Below are 16,753 nucleotides of genomic sequence, written 5' to 3'. Positions count from 1 at the left end.
TTGCCATTCGGCCCGTTACCGGATGGTCACCTGGCGGGACTTGATGTTTTGCAGCTGCTTGCGCTCCTCGGCGTTGAGGGGAGCCTCGTTGGCCACCTCGGCCTCGATGGCCGTGTTCAGGGCCGCCAAGTCCTGGGCGTAGGTCTCGTGCGCGCGGGCGGGGTCGAGGTCGAAGACGGGCACCACGAGCCCGTGGGTGCGGAAGGTTCCGGCGAAGCGGGAACCCTCGCCCAGGTTCAGCTCGCCTCGGGCGGCGATGCGGGCCAGGGCCGCAAGCAGGCGCTCCTCGTTGTCCTCGGTGCGCACCCAGCGGATGTGCGCCTTGTCGCCACCCGGGTACACCCACCAGGCGGCCCCGGGGACCTCGGCGTCCACGCAGTGGGAGGGCACGATGGCGTCGTTGGCCGCTTGGAGGGCCCGCACGGTGGTGGCGTCGCCCGCCATGGATTCGGGAACCCACCAAGAGAAGTCCTGATGCACCTCGATGTCCAGCGCGGTGGCGGGGTCGAGCAGGTCGACCAGGGCGGGCTGGGTGCCGTCGGCGGCCGTGGACATCAGGGTCTCCCCCGGCCCCGCCTGCGCCGCCCACTTCAGGGCGTAGGCGAGGTCGCGCCCGGGGTTGTGGGAACGCGCCTGCACCTGGAGGGCCACCAGGGCCTCGCCGCCGTGCTTTTCCTCGCGCACCAGGGCGGCGGCCGCACCGGGCAGTACCGTCACCAGGCGTATGGGGCGCACGGCCCCCTTGACCTCCACCGCAGCGGTGGCGGACGGCACGAACTCCTGGAGGGCCACCAGGTCGGCCTCGGCAGCAAAACCGCCGTACGGGCGGGGATCCTTTTCCAGGGCCGCGCGCTCGGCGGCGCGCTTAGCGAGCTTGGCTTGGCGGCGGCTCATGCCCTCGGGCAGGTCGTCGTTCTTCTTATTCTTCTTGGCCATGCCCTCCAAGATACGTCAAGGCCAGTTCGGGTTTATTGGTCGCCAGCATGTCCACCCCGCGCTCGCACGCCCAGACCATGTCCTCCGGCTCGTCCACCGTCCACAGGTAGGTGGGCAGGCCGCGCGCCCCGATCAGCCCCGGGTGCTCCCTCGCCCGCTCAATGGACAATCCCAGTCCCGTGGGCGCGCCCACCGCGGGGTCGCAGGGGTGCAGCAGCCTGTGCCAGGCACGCCGCAGGTAAATGCGGTCAATCTGCGGCGCCAGGGCGCGCATCCTGCGTATCGACGCCCCCGCGAAGCTCATCGCGTGAATCCGCGGATCATCGAGCAGCCCGTGGTAGGCGAGCCGACGCACCAGCTGCTCCTCCAGCATCCGGCCGTAGCGCAGCGGGTGCTTGGTTTCGATGTAGAGGTGATGCGGGCCCGGCGCGATCATCTCCAGCAGATGATCCAGGGTGAGCACCCGCTGCGGATACTCCTCGGTGCCAAAATCGAGGCGTTCCACTTGCGCCAGGGTGTGCGCGGAGACCCGGCCGCTGCCGGTGGAGACGCGATCCACAAGAGGATCGTGGATGCAGACCAGCTCGCCGTCCCTGGTCAGGCGGATATCGCACTCCACCCCGTGGATAGGCAGATCGAGGGCCCGCTCGTAGGCGAGGGCCGTGGACTCCGGGTAACAGGAGGAATAGCCGCGGTGCGCGATGATCTTCACGCCCACAGGCTACGCCGCCGGGCGGTGTTGACCGCTAAGGAGCAAGCGTTATACGATCGTCACCCAAGGGGTGATGAGCATTATGCAGACCTCCGTACCGTCAAGGACAAGGCCGCCAAGACCACGCGAGGCATCACCATACAGATTCGCTTTCACACCGACGAACTCCGCCGCCTGGCCGAGGATCCTTCTTACAAGCCAAAGCGATGGAACCACGAACTTATACGGGCATACCGAAAAAAGATCAGCATTCTACACAGTGCCACCGACGAACGCGATCTCTATGCGATACGCTCCCTCCACTTAGAACAACTCTCGGGTAACCGAGCCGACACCTCATCAATTCGCCTCAATAAACAGTTCAGACTCATCCTTAGGTTCATAACAGAAATCGAAGGCCGGACGGTCATCGTTGTAGAATTGGTAGACTACCACCAGAAAAAGTGCAATGATGGATGCCTTCACTCCTGCAGAAGTATTTTCTGCCGGCGAGATACTTTCCGATGAATTAGAGGCACGCGGCTGGAGCCAGGCCGATCTAGCCTCTATCCTTGGACGACCACATCAGTTTGTCTCGGAAGTCATTTCCGGAAAAAAGGAGATCACCCGGGAATCCGCAGCTCAGATCGGCGCCGCCCTGGGCACATCAGCACAGTTCTGGCTCAATATCCAGGATTCTTACCCCCTACACAAGCAAGAAAAATATGCCGGGCAAAAAGAAAAATAGACACAATTACCGCCCGCGCACGGCTGTATAAACTAGCCCCCGTGACCCTGCTCAGAAAACGAGGCTATATCACAGCATCGCACCCCAGCGATCAGGAAAGCGAGGTTTTGGCGCTTTATGGGAAGAGCTCTGTCGAGGCCCCCTCAACACTCGCCTTTGCAGCACGGCGTAGTAATACCGAAGAAAAATTAACGTCCCTCCAGCAAGCCTGGGCCGCGTGCGTGCGCTCAAGCGCCCAACTATTACACGCCTCTCCATATTCACCAGAAATTTTGCACGACGTGGCCATCTCCCTACCCCGGCGCGCCCAAGAACCTGCATCTTTTGTAGAATTCCAGAAACTTTTTGCGACGGCGGGAGTCAAGATAGTTTATGTGGAGTCCTTCCCCGAAGGAAAGCTGGACGGCTGCGCGTTGCGCGTTGATCATCACCCCATTATCGGCGTATCAGGACGAGGAAAACGCCTCGACAAAGTACTCTTCACCATTCTCCACGAGGCGGCTCACGTCTTCCTCGGGCACGTGGATGATGAAGAAAAAATTATCCTCGATGACCTCTCCGCCAACAGTACTCAGAGGGAGGACGAGGCCGATCGACTCGCAAAAAACCTCCTCATTCTCCAACTCCCAGCGCTCCCCAACACCATCGAAGCTTCCTGGATCGAGGAGCAAGCGGCTCGACTTCAGATTCACCCGATTGTCCTCGTCGGCCGCCTCCAAAGCGAAGGCATCCTTTCGTGGAGGAGCACGCTGTCGCGGCACGCCCCCTCGGTCACCGAATATCTTCGCCAGTGGGAGCGCCCCCTCCCTACGCCGCCGGGCGAGAACCGGGTGACGCCCTAGAAGAACTGCCCCTGGATTTCCTTCAGGGTGCCCGCGGAGCGGGCAAAGCGTTCGCGCTCGTGGTCGGAGAGTTCCAGCTCCACCACGCGCCGGACGCCGCGGCGATTGATAATCGCGGGGGTGCCGATGTAGATGTCCTTCTCGCCGTATTCACCCTCAAGGTAGGCGGAGACGGGCAAAGCCACGTCCTGGTTCTGCACGATCGCGCGGGTGATGCGGGCCAGCCCCATGCCGATGCCGTAGGAGGTGGAACCCTTGGCGTCGATGATGCGGTAGGCGGCGTCGCGGGTCTCCTCGAAGATCTTCTCCAGGCGGCCCTCCAGCGCGGGGTCCTTCTCCAGCATGGTGCGCATGGATACCCCGGCGATGGTGGCCGAGGACAGCACCGGGAGTTCGGTGTCCCCGTGCTCGCCGATGATGTAGGCGTGGACGGAGCTGGGGGCCGTCTCGTAGAGCTCACCGAGCATGTAACGGAAGCGAGCGGAGTCCAGCACCGTACCGGAGCCGATCACGCGCTGAGTGGGCAGGCCGGAGAACTTCCAGGTGGCGTAGGTGAGGATGTCCACCGGGTTGGAGGCCACCAGGAAGAGGCCATCGAAGCCGTGCGCCATGACCTCCTCGACGATGGACTTGGTGATGGCCACGTTCTTGTCCACGAGTTGCAGGCGGGTCTCCCCGGGTTTTTGTGCGGCGCCGGCGCAGAGCACCACCACGGCGGCGTCCTCGCAGTCGGCGTAGCTGCCCTTGGTCACGCGGGTGCGCGAGCCCGCCCAGACGACGCCGTGGTTAAGATCCATGACGTTGCCTTCGAGCTTCTTTTCGTCGATATCGATGATCGCCAGGTGATCGATGATCCCCTGATTCACCAGCGCGTAGGCGTAGGCCACGCCGACGTCTCCGGCTCCGATGAGAACGACCTTATTGCCAATGGTTTGCTTCATTACTGTGCTCCCTTCCCGGCTCATTATGCCCGGTTAGTTGGCTTTTTGCCCGTTCTTTCGGGACTATCGGGGATGTTGTGCCGGAAATAACACGCACCCAGGGTGCCTACCCGCAGGCGATGCCGGTGCCGTGGTGGGGGCAGTACCCGCCGGGCACCTTGTGCAAGTACTGCTGGTGATCCTCCTCGGCCAGGTAGTAGGCCCCGGCGGGGGTATCCGCCAGCGTGGCGACCTCCGTGGTGACGGGGCCGAAGCCGGCGTCGGACAGCGTGGTCCCGTAGCGCCCCACCAGGGAACGGATCAGCGCGGCATCCTCCTCGGTCTCGGTGTAAAAGGCGGAGCGGTACTGCGTGCCCACATCGTTGCCCTGCCGGTAGCCCTGAGTGGGGTCGTGCGCCTCCAGGGCCGTGGTGACGATCTTTTCCAGGGAGACGCGCTGCGGATCGAATACCACCTGCACCACCTCCACGTGGTTGGTACGGCCCGTACAGACCTCGCGGTACGTGGGATTTGGGGTCACACCCCCGGCAAAGCCCACCGAGGTGGCCTCGACCCCCGGCATCTGCCAGTACATCTTTTCCACTCCCCAGTAGCAGCCGATGCCCACCAACACGCTGCGTTGCCCCTCCCGCCAAGGGCCGGTCAGCGGCGTGCCCAGCACGGCGTGGGGATGAGGGTCGGCCAGAATCGGGGTATCGCGCCCCGTCAGGGCCTCGGCGGGATCGACGAGCTCGGGATTGCTGCTAAAAAGCCAGCCCACGGGGGTTACCTCATTTCCTTCATGCTGCGGGTTGTGTACAGCAACCATAGCGGCGCACGGGGTATTCCGACGTTCTTCCCGCCCGCTGCGCGCGAACATAAAACATTGCAACCGAGACTAAAGTTCCTATCATGGGGTGGCACGCGGTGTGTGACCGCGCAACTGCACTTAGACGAAAGGACTTACACCTCATGGCTGTCTACGAGCTTCCCGAGCTTGACTACGCCTACGACGCCCTCGAGCCTCACATCTCCGCCGAGATCATGGAACTGCACCACTCCAAGCACCACGCCACCTACGTGGCCGGCGCCAACGCCGCCCTGGAAGCGCTGGAGAAGGCCCGCGAGGAGGGCACCAACCCCGATCAGATCCGCGCCCTGTCCAAGAACCTGGCGTTCAACCTGGGTGGCCACACCAACCACTCCATCTTCTGGAAGAACCTCTCCCCCAACGGTGGCGGCGAGCCCACCGGTGAGCTGGCCGAGGCCATCAACCGGGACTTCGGTTCCTTTGAGCAGTTCAAGAACCACTTCTCCTCCGCCGCCCTGGGGCTGCACGGCTCCGGTTGGGCCGTGCTGGGTTACGACCACATCGCCAGGCGCCTCGTGGTCGAGCAGCTCACCGACCAGCAGGGCAACACCTCCGTGAACCTCACCCCGCTGCTCATGCTGGACATGTGGGAGCACGCCTTCTACCTCCAGTACAAGAACGTGAAGCCGGATTACGTCAAGGCCGTGTGGAACGTCTTTAACTGGGAGGACGTGGCCGAGCGCTTCGCCGCCGCGCAGAAGTAAGACACCCGCGTCGGCCTCAGGACGCCGCGCCCACCCCGCCCACGGGGACCGGGCGCGGCGTTGACGTATCGAACACCAGCCCTTCCCGTCCCCTCCACCCCCGCGCCACCCCCGCGGCATAGCATGAGGCCATGACAGTGGCGCAGAATTCCCCGGATACCGGTCGACGCAGCTGGCACCGCCGCGCCAGCAAACCGATCACCGTCTGGTTACTCATCATCGTGCTCGTGGGGCTGGGACATCCCGCCGTTCCGGAGTACCGCTGGGTGCTCATCCACGCCTTTACCCTGGGAGCCGTAACGAACTCGATCGTCGTGTGGTCGCAGTTCTTCACGGAGAGGTTCCTGCACCAGCGCCTCCCCGAGGAGGCCCGACCGTGGCAGCTGCGCAAGATATGGCTGCTCAACGCGGGAATCGTCGTCGTGCTCGCCGGGCAGATCGCCAGTGTCCTGCCCCTCACGCACGCCGGAGCGGCGGTGGTGGCACTCGCGTTGCTGTGGCACGCCTGTTCCCTCACCACACAGATACGCCGGGTGCAACGCCACCAGGCCGAGGCGGCACGCCGCCTGCTGCCCTCGGTCCTCGGGTACGTGGCCTCGGCGCTGTCGCTCACAGCCGGGGCCATCCTCGGTGCCCTGCTGGCCTCCCCGACCTCCGATTCCGTACACGACGTCGCCCTCCACGCCCGTCTCCTCCAGGCGCACCTGATCCTCAACGTCCTGGGCTTCCTGGGGCTGGCGGCGGCCGCCTCGCTCGTAGTGCTCTTTCCCGCGATCTGGCGCACCCGGCCGCCTCGCTCCCGGGCCTGGGTCGACCTGCTGATTGAGGTCTGCGGCCTCCTCCTCGCGGTCACGGGTGCCCTCGCCGGTTCCTCCTGGCTCACCGGCGGAGGGCTCCTAGTTTACGCCCTGGGCTGGGGCCTATCCTGCGCGCGGTGGGCGTCGGTGATCACCCGTGCGGGCCTGGACAAGACCACGTATGGTTCCCTGTCCGTCACCGCCTCGGTGCTGTGGTTGCTGGCCTGCCTGCTCTGGCTAGCCATGCAGGTACTGCGCCACGGCACGCAGGCGGCGCTACCCACCACGGCCCTGCTGGTGGGCTTCGGCGGACAGCTGCTCATCGGCGTGATGAGTTATCTCCTCCCCACCACCATGCGCGTGCGCGCGGCGTGGGGCCTGCGCGAGACTTACCGCGGCGGAATGCTGCGGTTCACGCTCACCAACGGCGGGCTGGCCCTGTGGTTGGCCGCAGATAACTCCTGGCTGCGGGTAGGGGCCTCGGCGCTGGCCCTCCTGGGACTGGTGGCCTTCCTCCCCCTCATGGGGCGCGCGGTGCGGGCGCAGCTGAATCGCGGCCTCGAGAACCACGAGTCGCGCCCCGAGATCCCGCACGCCCGGGGCACCTCCGGCCAGGTGGCCCTAGGGGTGGCGCTGCTGGCGTTGCTGACCGCCCTGTGCAGCGGCCTCGGCAGGCCGGGCGCCGCGCCTCCGGCCTCCGACACCGAGGAACGGAATGTGACCCGCGTGGAGGTCACCGCCGGGGATATGGTCTTTGAACCCGCCAGCGTGACCGTTCCCTCCGGTCATCGCCTCCTCATCGAGCTGCGCAACGAGGACTCCCAGGCCCACGATCTCAAGCTCAGCAACGGGGCGCGCTCCGGGCGGCTCACCCCCGGGAAAAGCGTCGAGATCGACGCTGGGATCATCACCGCCGACGTACCGGGCTGGTGCACTATCGCGGGCCATCACACCAAGGGCATGACCTTCGACGTCCTGGTGGACCCCGCCTCCCCCTAGGAACCCGCGGACAGCCCCTCGATCCCCGGCGCGCCCCGGTTCAACCATGCCCGCACGGCGGCGGTGGCACGGCAATCGTCCTCGTTGTAGCGCAGCAGCAGACGGCGGGCCGCCTCGGGGTCGCCCGCGTCCAGGCCCACGGCCACCCGATACGCATTCACGGACGCCTCCCCATCAAAGCCCTCGTCGCGCCAGCCGAACCCCGCCCGCGGGGCCACCGTCTTCAGGCCCAGGCCGCGCGGCCCGGCCAGGGAGGCGGTCACGGAGTCGAAGACGTCCACCCACTCCTCGCTGCGGATGAAGGTGCGCACCTCCTCCTCCGTGGGACCGCCGGGCAATCTGCGCGCCGAGGAGCGAAGCCAGTGGTTTTCCCCGTGGCGGGCGTAGCAATAAGCCCGAAACGTCTGCCCGCCCGCATGCGCCCGCGCGCGCCGTTGCATCAACCAGTCCCACAGGGCCGCGAAGTTCCGGGCCTCGTCCTCTCCGCCCAGGCCCGTCCAGGTGGCAAAGGGGCGATATCGTGCCCCGTCGTAGGTCCCCCATAGGTAGGCGCCCTGGTCAAGGTAGGCCTCCACGTCGATGTCGATTTCCACCCCCGCCCGCGGCGGGGCCGTCACGGTGTCGCGGCGCAGCACCGCCACGCCGCGCTGCCAGGCCGCCGCCAGAGCAGACGGCTCCCCGAGGTTCGCCTCGGCCAGGGCGGTGACCGTTTCGATGCCGCGCTGGCGAAAGCGCTGTCCGCGATCCCCGGGCAGGAAGAGGCTGAGGTCATCGGCGGCCCGCAGGGCGGGTTCGCAGTGCGACCAAAAGCGGCAGTCGGCGCACTCTTTGAGTCGGCGCGGCCCCGGGGGCGGGGGTGCTTCCAGGGCGCTATCGACGGCGCGCTGGAAGGCCGCCGTGGGGGTGAGAAAGACGCGACGTCGATCCTGACCGATGAGCGCCCCGAGGCCGTCGCCGAGTCCGTAGTCGTGCAGCGCTCGGGCGGCCAGGGCCAACCGAAAGCTATCGGAGGAATGGTGTTTGAGGGAATATTCCTCCAGGTGGGGGCGGCTCAGGCCCAGGCGCGGCGTGGCGATCACGGGCGTGGCCGCCTCCGGCGCGGGGCGGGCCACGCGGTGATTGGTCACCGCGACCGGCAGATAGGCGCCCTCGGGCAGCAGCGCCAGGATCTCCACCTCCGTGCGCCAGGGCCGCCCGGCGTGTGTTCCCTCAAAGACGGCGCCTTCGATCAGGGTGGCCCCCTGGGCGAGGGCCTCCAGGGTGTCGAGATCCGCGTCCGGTTGCGCGGTGTCGATGCGCACGCGCGTAAAGCGACGCGCCCGCGGGTCGCCCGGCGCGGGGCCCGTGGGTAAAAGCCGTGCCACCTCCGCCACGGCGGTATGTTTGCGACGAGCGCGGTGCACGGCCGCCTCGGTGGGCGGAGTATGGGGGAAACGGCGACGTTGCACCTGCTTATAGCGGCATCCCAGAAGTTCCTGGGTCCCCACCGGGACAATCGACGATGATTTTTCCACAATGCACAAGAGCATAAGACATGGGCGCGGGTAAGGTTGAAGCGACGAAGACGCACACTGACCGACCACGTAAGGATCGCAGAACAATGGGACTCCTGAAAAACCTCACAAAACGACGCACCCGCGCCAAGGCCCAGATCAAGGCCGCCAAGACTCGCGCCAAGGCGGAAGTCAAGGCCCAGGCCAAGGCCCGCCAGCGTCAGGCAAAACTGCTGGCCAAACAGGAAAAGAGTCTGCTCAAGGCGGAGGAAAAGGGCCTGCGGGCCAAGCGTAAGCACGAACGCAAGATGGCAGAAACAAAGCTGGCACAGATTCAGGCCGGAAAATTCAACGCGGATAACGTGAAGCGGTGGACGGGCGCAGCCCGGCTGCTCACTCCCATTCTTCTGCCCCTTGCCTACCGCGGGCTGACCGCCCTGCAAGAGCAGGCCAACTCCTCCCGCGCGCGACGGCTCGGCGTCACCCCGGATCAAATGGCGCAATTCTCCGGCTACGGCGCCCCACTGAAGGCCCGCATCCACGGGATTTCTCGATCCCTGAAGGATTCTGGTCTGCCCTCCGGCTTTGTCCGGGATGTGGAGGATCGTTTGGCGGAGCTTTCCACCTCCTTAGACAATGCGGAGTACATGACGGAGGAACAGCGGCGACGCGCCCATACCAGCATCTCCAGGGACATTGACCAGGTGACCAATGAGATTCAGGGACGACTCAAACAACGCTCATGATTACGTTTAGCGATATATTTCCTGGTAGATAACTATGATTTTCCTTTGTGGCCCCACAACTATGTACACGCACACAATAGGATGTACAGTGGTAGTCACCATGAGAAATAAACCGGAGGGCGACGCCCATTCCGGTCACGCAACGGAGAGGTTATCGCCATGGCACGCAAGGAAGTCACCCAGTACTTTGATGATCTGACCGGCACCCCGCTGGATGTCAATGAGGTCAACGTGGTTCGCTTCGCCCTCGATGGCACAAACTACATCATTGACCTTTCGGCGGAAAACGCGGAGAAGTTCCGCGAGATGTTCCGTCCTTACCTGGCCGTGGCCCGCAAGCACGCCACCCCGGTAAGCGGGCGTCGCAACACCGGCGCGGCGCGCAACAGCAAGGCCCGCGAGATCCGCCAATGGGCCCTCGATCAGGGTAAGGACATCGCCCTGCGCGGCAAGATCCCCGCTGAGGTGATCGAGGCCTATAACCAGGCCCACCAGCGCTAGGCCTAAGCGTATACGGCGGTGATCGCCCCCGTGCGGGGGCGATCACCGCCTTTCTTTACGTCTAAATGACTCCCTGTTCCCGGGCGGAAGCCACCGCGGAAGTGCGGGAACGCACACCTAACTTATCGTAAATATGCACCAAATGGGATTTCACCGTGGCCTCGGAAAGCATAAGCCGCTGGCCGATTTCCCGATTCGAGCAGCCGTCGGCCACCAAACCAAGAACCTGCAATTCCCGAGGGGTCAGGGAGGTGCGGGGGGTGCGCACGCGCGTCATCAGGCGATCCGCTACCACCGGGGAGAGCGCGGAATCTCCCTCCGCGGCGGAACGCACCGCCGCCAGCAATTCCTCCGGGGGAGCATCCTTGAGCAAATAGCCCACGGCCCCGGCCTCAATGGCACCGAGGATATCGGCATCCGTATCGTAATTGGTCACCACCAATACCCGTGGCGGGCGCGCCATTGCCTGTTTGATCGCACGGGTTGCTTCCGCCCCGGTGGTCACCTTGGTGCCCTCCACGCCCGCACCGAAACGCAAATCCATAAGGATCACATCGATTCCCCCCGCATAGGCGGCGGAAATGGCGGCATCCGCGGTGGCCACCTCCCCGATGACCTCGATATCCTCCGCCCCATCCAGGATCGCGCGCAGCCCCATTCGCACGATCTGATGGTCATCGGCCAAAAGAACCCTAATCGTTGAACGACCCATCTCTTTTCCCTTCCGCACCGGGGCGTGTCCCTTTCCTAGAGTCTAATACCTCATTGCGCACCGGAATGGCCACCGACATCGCCGTTCCCTGCCCCGGCGCGGACTCCACGGTGAGGGTGCCGCCCACCTCCTCGACGCGGCGTCGCATGGCGTCGAGACCCACGTGCCCCAACCCGGCGGGCCGCTGCGCCACCGCCTCGGGATCAAAGCCCCGCCCGTTATCCACCACGTCCAGGCGCACCTCCGTCGGCTCGTAGCTCACGGTGATCCGCGCGCGGCTGGCCTTCGCGTGCTTGACCACGTTGCCCACCGCGCCCTGCGCCACGCGCAGCAAGACGGCCTCGGTCTTCATCGGCAGGGCGCGAACCTCACCCTCCATATCCACCTCGATGTCCATGTCCACGCTAGCCGCAAAGCTGGTGGCCACGCGTCGCAGGGCCGTCTCCAGGGAGGCCGAGGACAATCCCGCGGGTTGCAGCGCGGCGATCATGGCGCGCGCCTCCGCAAGGTTATCGGAGGCGGTGCGTCGCGCCTGGTCGATCCTGGTCACCACGGGCGCAGCCTGCCGCTCGCTCAATCCGGTGTCGCGCAGGTCGCGCTCGGCGGCGTGCAGCAGCATCTGGATGCTCGACAGCCCCTGGGCCACGGTGTCGTGGATCTCGTGGGCGATGCGCTGTCGCTCGGCGGCGATGCCCGCCGCGTGCTCGGAGGCCGCGAGCTGGGTGCGGGTGGCCATGAGCTGGTCGATGAGTTCCTGACGCTCCGTGCTCACCTGCCACAGGGTGCGAAAGGCGTAGTAGATGGCCACTACCACCAGGGCCGAGACCGCCGGGCCCATGATGGCCCCCACGGTCAGTCCCTTGGGTATCTGCGCCCCGATCGAGACCATCGTGGCGATGACTACCGCCGCCACGCCGCGGTAGTCATCGAACACGCGGAGATAGAGGAAGAACAACGAAAGCAGGAGGTACACGCCCACGTCCGCCAAGGGCAGCATGAGCACCCACAACCCGGACAGGCCCAGCAGCCACGTCGATTGTGCTATCGGCGGCCAGCCCTCCCAGAGATCAGAACCGAAGAAGTAGAGAAAGGCAAAAAGCGCGCAAATGATCACGTTGATCACCGCGAACTTCCATTCCAGCTGCACCGAGGCACTGACCGTCACGATGAGCAGCACGGAGGTGAGCACGTGAATCCCGTTCGTCAGGCTATTTTCCCCCGGGCGCTCCGGGCGTTCCGCAGTGGTCATATTCCACACGGTACGCTTAGCAGCAGTTTCCCAGCACCTCTTTGCGCACCACAAACCGGAAAGGCGGGACCACCGTGCTGAACCTCTTTGTCCTCCCTATCTCGGGGATTATGAAGATGTGGCACCTGTTTTTCCATGCCCTCCTGGGGATCGAAGAGCACCACGCCTGGCTGTTGAGCCTCGTCGGCCTCATCGTCGCGGTGCGCACCCTCATCGCCCCTTTCGCCTGGATGCAGTTCCGCGCTGCCCGCATCTCCGTGCTCATGCGCCCGCATCTCGACGCCGTACGCCGCTCCTACGCCGAGCGCACCGACCGGCGCGGCATCCTCGAGGAGATGGCGCTGACCAGCAGGTTGCGCAAGCGCTTCCGCTACAGGCCGGCCGCGGGCTGTATCCCGCCGCTGATCCAGATCGCGGCCTTCCTCGGCCTCTACCGCCTATTGCTGCGCATCGCGCGGCCCACCGAGGGCATCGACGGCCAGCACCATCGCATCGGTTTCCTCAACGCCGGCGACGTCGATTCCTTCCTCCACACCACGTTCCTGGGGGTGCCGCTGCCCGCCTACCGCACCATGAGCTCCGAGCAGCTCGCCGGGCTTGGCACTACGCGCACCGAGGTCACCGCCCTGATCGTGCCCTTCCTCGTGCTGGCCGTGGTCTTTACCACCCTCAACATGGCACTCTCCTTGCATCGCAACCGGCAGTCGCTGGATTACGCCTCGAGCTTTGCCCTCAATATCTATAAGATCACGCTGCTGCTGGCCATCGTCATCCCGTTCATGCTGGTCAACGCGGGACTCTTTGGCCCCCTGCCGGTGGCAATCATCCTCTACTGGTTTGGCAACAATCTCTGGACGCTCCTGCAAAACGCCCTCATCCATCTGCTGCTGTCCCGCCGCCTCCCCCTGGACAAGGACCACCGCGCCTACTTCCTCCGGCAGCGCGAGGAGCACCGGAAGATTCGCCAGCGTGAACACCAGCGCCGCCGCGAAATCCGGGCGCTGCGGCTGCGGGGGCTGACCTCCCGGGAACACCGCCGCCAAGGCGCGCAGAAGGCGCAGCTGCGCAAGATACAGCGCGCCGCGGAGAAGAAGCACCGCAGGGATACCGCCCGGGCAAAGAAAAACGCCCGCCGCGAGATCATCGCGGAGGCCAAGGCCGCGAGCAAAAAGCAGCGGGCCGGGGCGCAGGCGCACAACGTCCGGAAGGCGATCCCCTCCGCCACCCCGACCGTGGGCAAGCACTCTCTCGACCGGGAGTGGGCAGGCCGCATGCGGGTGGAGGTACCCGAGGACCATCGAGGTCACGGCGGGCGCCACCGCCGGGTGCCTTAGATGGAGTAATCCGCGGGAGGCTCCGCGAGCATCTGACGGGCCAGGGCGCGGGCCGATTCCAGCGGCTCGATGCTGTGCGCCAGGCGCGCACCCGCCACCCCGCCATCGAGGAAGATCAGCAGGTGACCGGCCTGCGCATCGCTGGGATAGCCGTTGCGGAGGGTCAGCAGCTGCGTGATAGTTCTCCTGCACCACTGGCGGTGATCCATCACCGCGCGAATGATCGCGTGCTCGGCCTCCGTCTCCGGCTTGGGGTACTCGCACACCGCGTTGAGGAAATGAGAGCCGCGATAGTTCTCCGCGGGCAGCTGCTCGATGTATTGATCGAAGAAGGCCAAGAGCTTTTCATCCGGATCCTGCGCATTCCTGGTGCGCTCGGTCCAGGCCTGGCGCCAGGCGGCATCGAGGCGCTCGATATAGGCCACCACGAGGGCGTCCTTGGAGCCGAAGAGGGAATAAAGGGAGGCCTTGGCCACATCCGCCTCGCGCAGGATGCGGTCAATGCCGATGACCCGGACGCCCTCGGTGGTAAAAAGATTCGTCGCGGATGTCAGCAGGCGTTCCCGGGGGCTCGGGCGGCTGCGCCTGCGCGAGGTACTCGACGCAGACTTCCGCCCCTTGGTGGTGGCCACTGATGCTTCCTTCCCTCACACACGACGCGATACGTACCCCCACATAATAGACAAATCTGTCCGTTTAACGGAACCGGCCCTGGTCTCTGTGCGCACTCGCACAGAGACCAGGGCCGGGAAAGCTCCCGCGGGGAGGTTAGCGGCTGATCTTATTCACGATCGTCAGCAGGATCACCGAGCCGAGCAGGCAGGTAAGGAAGCTAAAGATCAAGCCACCGCCGGCCACGTCCACGCCGAAGAGATTAAGCAGCCACCCGCCCAGCAAGCCGCCGGCGATACCGACGAGGACGTTGAGAACCAGGCCCTGCTGGGCATCGGTGCCCTTGATCTTGGACGCAATCCAACCGGCCAGGCCGCCAATGATGATCCACGCGAGAAAGCCCATGCTTAAGCCACCCATACAGTACTCCTTATGTCTATTTTTCTGGACGCACCACCATCATAGGGCACGGGGCCGACTGCAACAAGGCCCGCGAGGTCGAACCCAGCAGCATTCCCTTGAAACCGCCGCGGCCGTGAGAACCCACCACCAACAGCTGGGCGTCCTCCGCCGCCTCCACCAGGGCGCGCACCGGACGATCCCGGGTGATCACCTTGCGCACCTCCACGTTCGGGCGCTTCTCGATGAAAGGGGCCAGGCGCGAATCCAGCAGCTCCCGCTGCTCGGCCTCGACTTCCTCCCACTGCTGCTGTGCGGCGGAGAGGCCCGCCAGGGAGGCCTGCACCTGCATATCCATCCAGGTATGCACCGCCACCAACTCCGCATCGCGCGCATCCGCTTCCGCAAAGGCATATTCCGTGGCGCGCTGGGAGACCTCGGAGCCATCCACACCGATGACCACCGGGCCATACTTGGTGTTCGCGTTTACCGGGTTATCCGCCCGCACCACCACGACCGGGCAGGAAGCATGCGAGACCACCGCGGCGGACACGGAACCCATCACCATGCCGGAAAGCCCGCCGAGACCGCGAGAGCCCATGACGATCATCGTGGAATCCTTCGACATCTCCAGCAGCATGTCGATCGGGGAGCCCTCCGCGATGGTGTGCCCGATCTTGATGTCCGGAGCCACCTCGTGGGCGATGCCGCGGGCCTCCTCGATCTTCTCCAGGGCCTCGCTTTGCAAATCATCGAACAGCTCCTGCGGGGGTACCATTCCCTCCGCGTAGAGGTACTGCGGCATGGTGTAGCTCGATGCAAGGCGCAGCGGCGCGTCGCGCTTCTGGGCGGTATTCGCGGCCCATCGCACGGCCATCTTAGCCGCCTCCGAGCCATCAACTGCCACAACGATGATTCCTTCGGCGCTCATCGCGTCCCCTTTCCTCAGACTGGACTCTGGCACCCCTCATATTACCCCTCTACAGTGGACACGTGATTGCTTTTCGACGCCGGCGACTACCCCCGCCGCTGCCCATCCGCGACGGGCTCAACCCCTCCCGCGCCCGCGTCCCCGAGGGCACACGCCTTATCGCCCTCGACTTCCTCAGCCACCTGATCGCCACCCAGCGGCACCGCCACCCCGCCGACGACGCCCAGGCCATCCTCGCCCGATTCCATGCCGGAGAAGTGCGCCTGCGCGACGGGCGCGCCATAGCCCCCGACGAGGAGGTAGCCCCCGGCACGGACCTGTGGTTTTACCGCACCCCCGCACCGGAGAAACCCGTACCCCATGAGATGCCGATCATCCATGAAGACGAATCGCTCGTGGTGGTAGATAAACCACCCTTCCTCGCCACCATGCCGCGCGGCGAACACATCACGGAAACCGCCACCGTGCGACTGCGCCGACGCACCGGAAACAACGACCTCACCCCCGCGCACCGGCTCGACCGCCTTACCTCCGGGCTCCTGCTCTTTACCAAGCGACCCGAGATACGCGGCGCGTATCAGGAGCTCTTTGCCTCGCGGAAGGTAACAAAGACATACGAGGCCCGTGCGCGTTACGACGCCACCCTCGCAGAATCCTGCACCCGCGGCCCCATCGAATGGACCTCGCACATCACCAAGACCCCGGGGGAACTCCAGGCCCGCACCTGGCCGCAACGACAGCCCAACGCACATACCACGCTGCTGGGGGTTCGACGCCTCACACACCCGCAGCAGGCCGCTTACCTGCTGCGCCCGCACACGGGCAGGACCCACCAGCTGCGCGTGCACATGGCCGCCGCCGGGGTGCCCATTGACGGCGATCCGCTATATCCGACCGTGAGCCAAACCGAGGAGGACTTTGATCGTCCCTTGCGCTTGCGGGCCATCGGTCTTGCCTTTACCGATCCGCTGAGCGGGGAAAAACGAGAATACTCGATATAACTTATTGTCAATTTTCATACGCAGGAAGGGACGCTGTCGATACCCGTGTTCCTTCCCGTGTGTTTTTGTTTGTGTTTTTAGCACAAAAAAGAAGAAACACAAACAAATAAAGTGGGGTGGGGTAGTACAACCTACTACCCCACCCCACCACATTATGAATTTTTAGTGTTGGCAGCAACCTACTCTCCCACACCCCAACGAATGCAGTACCATCAGCATGAAATGGGCTTAGCTACCGGGTTCGAAAAGGGACCGGGCGTTTCCCCA

At 64.8% G+C, this 16,753-nt stretch carries 19 protein-coding genes and 1 rRNA gene; 9 read left to right on the top strand and 11 right to left on the bottom strand.

The window, feature by feature from the left end:
* Window positions 1-15 precede the first annotated feature (15 nt).
* Both H7347_RS09640 and H7347_RS09635 read right to left on the bottom strand, forming a co-directional pair.
* On the bottom strand, window positions 16-936 hold the full coding sequence (locus tag H7347_RS09640) for a DUF5926 family protein (protein WP_152823303.1): 921 nt from the start codon (window positions 934-936) through the stop codon (window positions 16-18).
* The gene (locus H7347_RS09635) at window positions 920-1,648 is read right to left on the bottom strand and encodes a glycerophosphodiester phosphodiesterase family protein (RefSeq protein ID WP_186337466.1); all 729 of its coding nucleotides are present in this window, start codon (window positions 1,646-1,648) and stop codon (window positions 920-922) included. Before H7347_RS09635 ends, H7347_RS09640 begins: the two co-directional genes overlap by 17 nt.
* Here H7347_RS09635 and H7347_RS09630 point away from each other — a divergent pair.
* The 3 genes from H7347_RS09630 to H7347_RS09625 are packed head-to-tail and all read left to right on the top strand — an operon-like array spanning window position 1,559 to window position 3,217.
* Window positions 1,559-2,155 (top strand): type II toxin-antitoxin system RelE/ParE family toxin, encoded by a 597-nt coding sequence (locus tag H7347_RS09630; protein WP_370513964.1) that lies wholly within the window; start codon window positions 1,559-1,561, stop codon window positions 2,153-2,155. The two genes, H7347_RS09635 and H7347_RS09630, sit on opposite strands and share 90 nt — an antisense overlap.
* On the top strand, window positions 2,097-2,375 hold the full coding sequence (locus tag H7347_RS10845; RefSeq protein WP_227659117.1) for a HigA family addiction module antitoxin: 279 nt from the start codon (window positions 2,097-2,099) through the stop codon (window positions 2,373-2,375). The genes H7347_RS09630 and H7347_RS10845 overlap by 59 nt, the downstream gene beginning before the upstream one ends.
* A 41-nt stretch (window positions 2,376-2,416) precedes the next feature.
* A complete protein-coding gene (locus tag H7347_RS09625; protein ID WP_370513963.1) occupies window positions 2,417-3,217 on the top strand; it encodes an ImmA/IrrE family metallo-endopeptidase in 801 nt (266 codons plus the stop codon).
* Here H7347_RS09625 and H7347_RS09620 read toward each other — a convergent pair.
* The gene (locus H7347_RS09620; RefSeq protein WP_152823302.1) at window positions 3,214-4,158 is read right to left on the bottom strand and encodes an L-lactate dehydrogenase; all 945 of its coding nucleotides are present in this window, start codon (window positions 4,156-4,158) and stop codon (window positions 3,214-3,216) included. The two genes, H7347_RS09625 and H7347_RS09620, sit on opposite strands and share 4 nt — an antisense overlap.
* Before the next feature lie 106 nt (window positions 4,159-4,264).
* Complete coding sequence (gene msrA / locus H7347_RS09615) at window positions 4,265-4,918, bottom strand: peptide-methionine (S)-S-oxide reductase MsrA (protein ID WP_186337465.1); 654 nt, start codon at window positions 4,916-4,918, stop codon at window positions 4,265-4,267.
* Window positions 4,919-5,109: 191 nt separating this feature from the next.
* On the opposite strand from msrA, the gene H7347_RS09610 reads away from it, so the two are divergent.
* Complete coding sequence (locus H7347_RS09610) at window positions 5,110-5,712, top strand: superoxide dismutase (RefSeq protein ID WP_152823300.1); 603 nt, start codon at window positions 5,110-5,112, stop codon at window positions 5,710-5,712.
* A 131-nt stretch (window positions 5,713-5,843) separates the two neighbouring features.
* Window positions 5,844-7,508 carry a cupredoxin domain-containing protein gene (locus tag H7347_RS09605; protein WP_152823299.1) on the top strand — a complete coding sequence of 555 codons (1,665 nt, stop codon included), beginning with the start codon at window positions 5,844-5,846 and terminating at the stop codon, window positions 7,506-7,508.
* On the opposite strand, the gene H7347_RS09600 is transcribed toward H7347_RS09605, so the two are convergent.
* Complete coding sequence (locus tag H7347_RS09600; RefSeq protein WP_370513962.1) at window positions 7,505-9,022, bottom strand: TM0106 family RecB-like putative nuclease; 1,518 nt, start codon at window positions 9,020-9,022, stop codon at window positions 7,505-7,507. The genes H7347_RS09605 and H7347_RS09600 overlap by 4 nt on opposite strands.
* Before the next feature lie 86 nt (window positions 9,023-9,108).
* Here H7347_RS09600 and H7347_RS09595 point away from each other — a divergent pair, with 86 nt between their 5' ends.
* Together H7347_RS09595 and H7347_RS09590 are read left to right on the top strand one after the other, a co-directional pair.
* Window positions 9,109-9,747: a DUF6474 family protein gene (locus H7347_RS09595; protein ID WP_152823297.1), complete on the top strand. Its 639-nt coding sequence runs from the start codon at window positions 9,109-9,111 to the stop codon at window positions 9,745-9,747.
* 159 nt (window positions 9,748-9,906) lie between these two features.
* Entirely contained in the window at window positions 9,907-10,248 is a 342-nt protein-coding gene (locus tag H7347_RS09590; RefSeq protein ID WP_152823296.1) for an Lsr2 family protein, read from the top strand.
* A gap of 61 nt (window positions 10,249-10,309) precedes the next feature.
* Here H7347_RS09590 and H7347_RS09585 read toward each other — a convergent pair whose 3' ends face one another.
* Window positions 10,310-10,960 (bottom strand): response regulator transcription factor, encoded by a 651-nt coding sequence (locus H7347_RS09585; RefSeq protein WP_152823295.1) that lies wholly within the window; start codon window positions 10,958-10,960, stop codon window positions 10,310-10,312.
* The gene (locus tag H7347_RS09580) at window positions 10,941-12,209 is read right to left on the bottom strand and encodes a sensor histidine kinase (protein ID WP_152823294.1); all 1,269 of its coding nucleotides are present in this window, start codon (window positions 12,207-12,209) and stop codon (window positions 10,941-10,943) included. The genes H7347_RS09585 and H7347_RS09580 overlap by 20 nt, the downstream gene beginning before the upstream one ends.
* 74 nt (window positions 12,210-12,283) lie before the next feature.
* Between H7347_RS09580 and yidC the strand changes: the two genes are divergently transcribed.
* Entirely contained in the window at window positions 12,284-13,543 is a 1,260-nt protein-coding gene (gene yidC / locus H7347_RS09575; protein ID WP_152823293.1) for a membrane protein insertase YidC, read from the top strand.
* On the opposite strand, the gene H7347_RS09570 is transcribed toward yidC, so the two are convergent.
* The 3 genes from H7347_RS09570 to H7347_RS09560 form a co-directional block, all read right to left on the bottom strand.
* Entirely contained in the window at window positions 13,540-14,175 is a 636-nt protein-coding gene (locus H7347_RS09570) for a TetR/AcrR family transcriptional regulator (protein ID WP_186337463.1), read from the bottom strand. The two genes, yidC and H7347_RS09570, sit on opposite strands and share 4 nt — an antisense overlap.
* Before the next feature lie 136 nt (window positions 14,176-14,311).
* A complete protein-coding gene (locus H7347_RS09565) occupies window positions 14,312-14,575 on the bottom strand; it encodes a GlsB/YeaQ/YmgE family stress response membrane protein (protein WP_152823292.1) in 264 nt (87 codons plus the stop codon).
* 16 nt (window positions 14,576-14,591) lie between these two features.
* Window positions 14,592-15,485: a universal stress protein gene (locus tag H7347_RS09560; protein ID WP_152823291.1), complete on the bottom strand. Its 894-nt coding sequence runs from the start codon at window positions 15,483-15,485 to the stop codon at window positions 14,592-14,594.
* A gap of 62 nt (window positions 15,486-15,547) precedes the next feature.
* On the opposite strand from H7347_RS09560, the gene H7347_RS09555 reads away from it, so the two are divergent.
* Window positions 15,548-16,486 carry a pseudouridine synthase gene (locus H7347_RS09555; protein WP_186337462.1) on the top strand — a complete coding sequence of 313 codons (939 nt, stop codon included), beginning with the start codon at window positions 15,548-15,550 and terminating at the stop codon, window positions 16,484-16,486.
* Window positions 16,487-16,652: 166 nt separating this feature from the next.
* On the opposite strand, the gene rrf is transcribed toward H7347_RS09555, so the two are convergent.
* A 5S ribosomal RNA gene (gene rrf / locus H7347_RS09550) occupies window positions 16,653-16,753 on the bottom strand; the annotation flags it as partial.

Source organism: Corynebacterium sp. zg-331 (assembly GCF_014267345.1).
Lineage (GTDB): Bacteria > Actinomycetota > Actinomycetes > Mycobacteriales > Mycobacteriaceae > Corynebacterium.
Note: the sequence above shows the minus strand (reverse complement) of the source record. Positions and strands in the feature narration are given on the sequence as shown.

What these genes read in the sequence shown, in the direction of transcription:
- H7347_RS09610 (WP_152823300.1), top strand. Translation starts at nt 5,110, where the DNA reads ATGGCTGTCTACGAGCTTCCCGAGCTTGACTACGCCTACGACGCCCTC.
- H7347_RS09605 (WP_152823299.1), top strand. Translation starts at nt 5,844, where the DNA reads ATGACAGTGGCGCAGAATTCCCCGGATACCGGTCGACGCAGCTGGCAC.
- H7347_RS09590 (WP_152823296.1), top strand. Translation starts at nt 9,907, where the DNA reads ATGGCACGCAAGGAAGTCACCCAGTACTTTGATGATCTGACCGGCACC.
- H7347_RS10845 (WP_227659117.1), top strand. Translation starts at nt 2,097, where the DNA reads ATGATGGATGCCTTCACTCCTGCAGAAGTATTTTCTGCCGGCGAGATA.
- H7347_RS09585 (WP_152823295.1), bottom strand. Translation starts at nt 10,960, where the DNA reads ATGGGTCGTTCAACGATTAGGGTTCTTTTGGCCGATGACCATCAGATC.
- H7347_RS09565 (WP_152823292.1), bottom strand. Translation starts at nt 14,575, where the DNA reads ATGGGTGGCTTAAGCATGGGCTTTCTCGCGTGGATCATCATTGGCGGC.
- H7347_RS09595 (WP_152823297.1), top strand. Translation starts at nt 9,109, where the DNA reads ATGGGACTCCTGAAAAACCTCACAAAACGACGCACCCGCGCCAAGGCC.
- H7347_RS09620 (WP_152823302.1), bottom strand. Translation starts at nt 4,158, where the DNA reads ATGAAGCAAACCATTGGCAATAAGGTCGTTCTCATCGGAGCCGGAGAC.
- H7347_RS09560 (WP_152823291.1), bottom strand. Translation starts at nt 15,485, where the DNA reads ATGAGCGCCGAAGGAATCATCGTTGTGGCAGTTGATGGCTCGGAGGCG.
- H7347_RS09580 (WP_152823294.1), bottom strand. Translation starts at nt 12,209, where the DNA reads ATGACCACTGCGGAACGCCCGGAGCGCCCGGGGGAAAATAGCCTGACG.
- H7347_RS09640 (WP_152823303.1), bottom strand. Translation starts at nt 936, where the DNA reads ATGGCCAAGAAGAATAAGAAGAACGACGACCTGCCCGAGGGCATGAGC.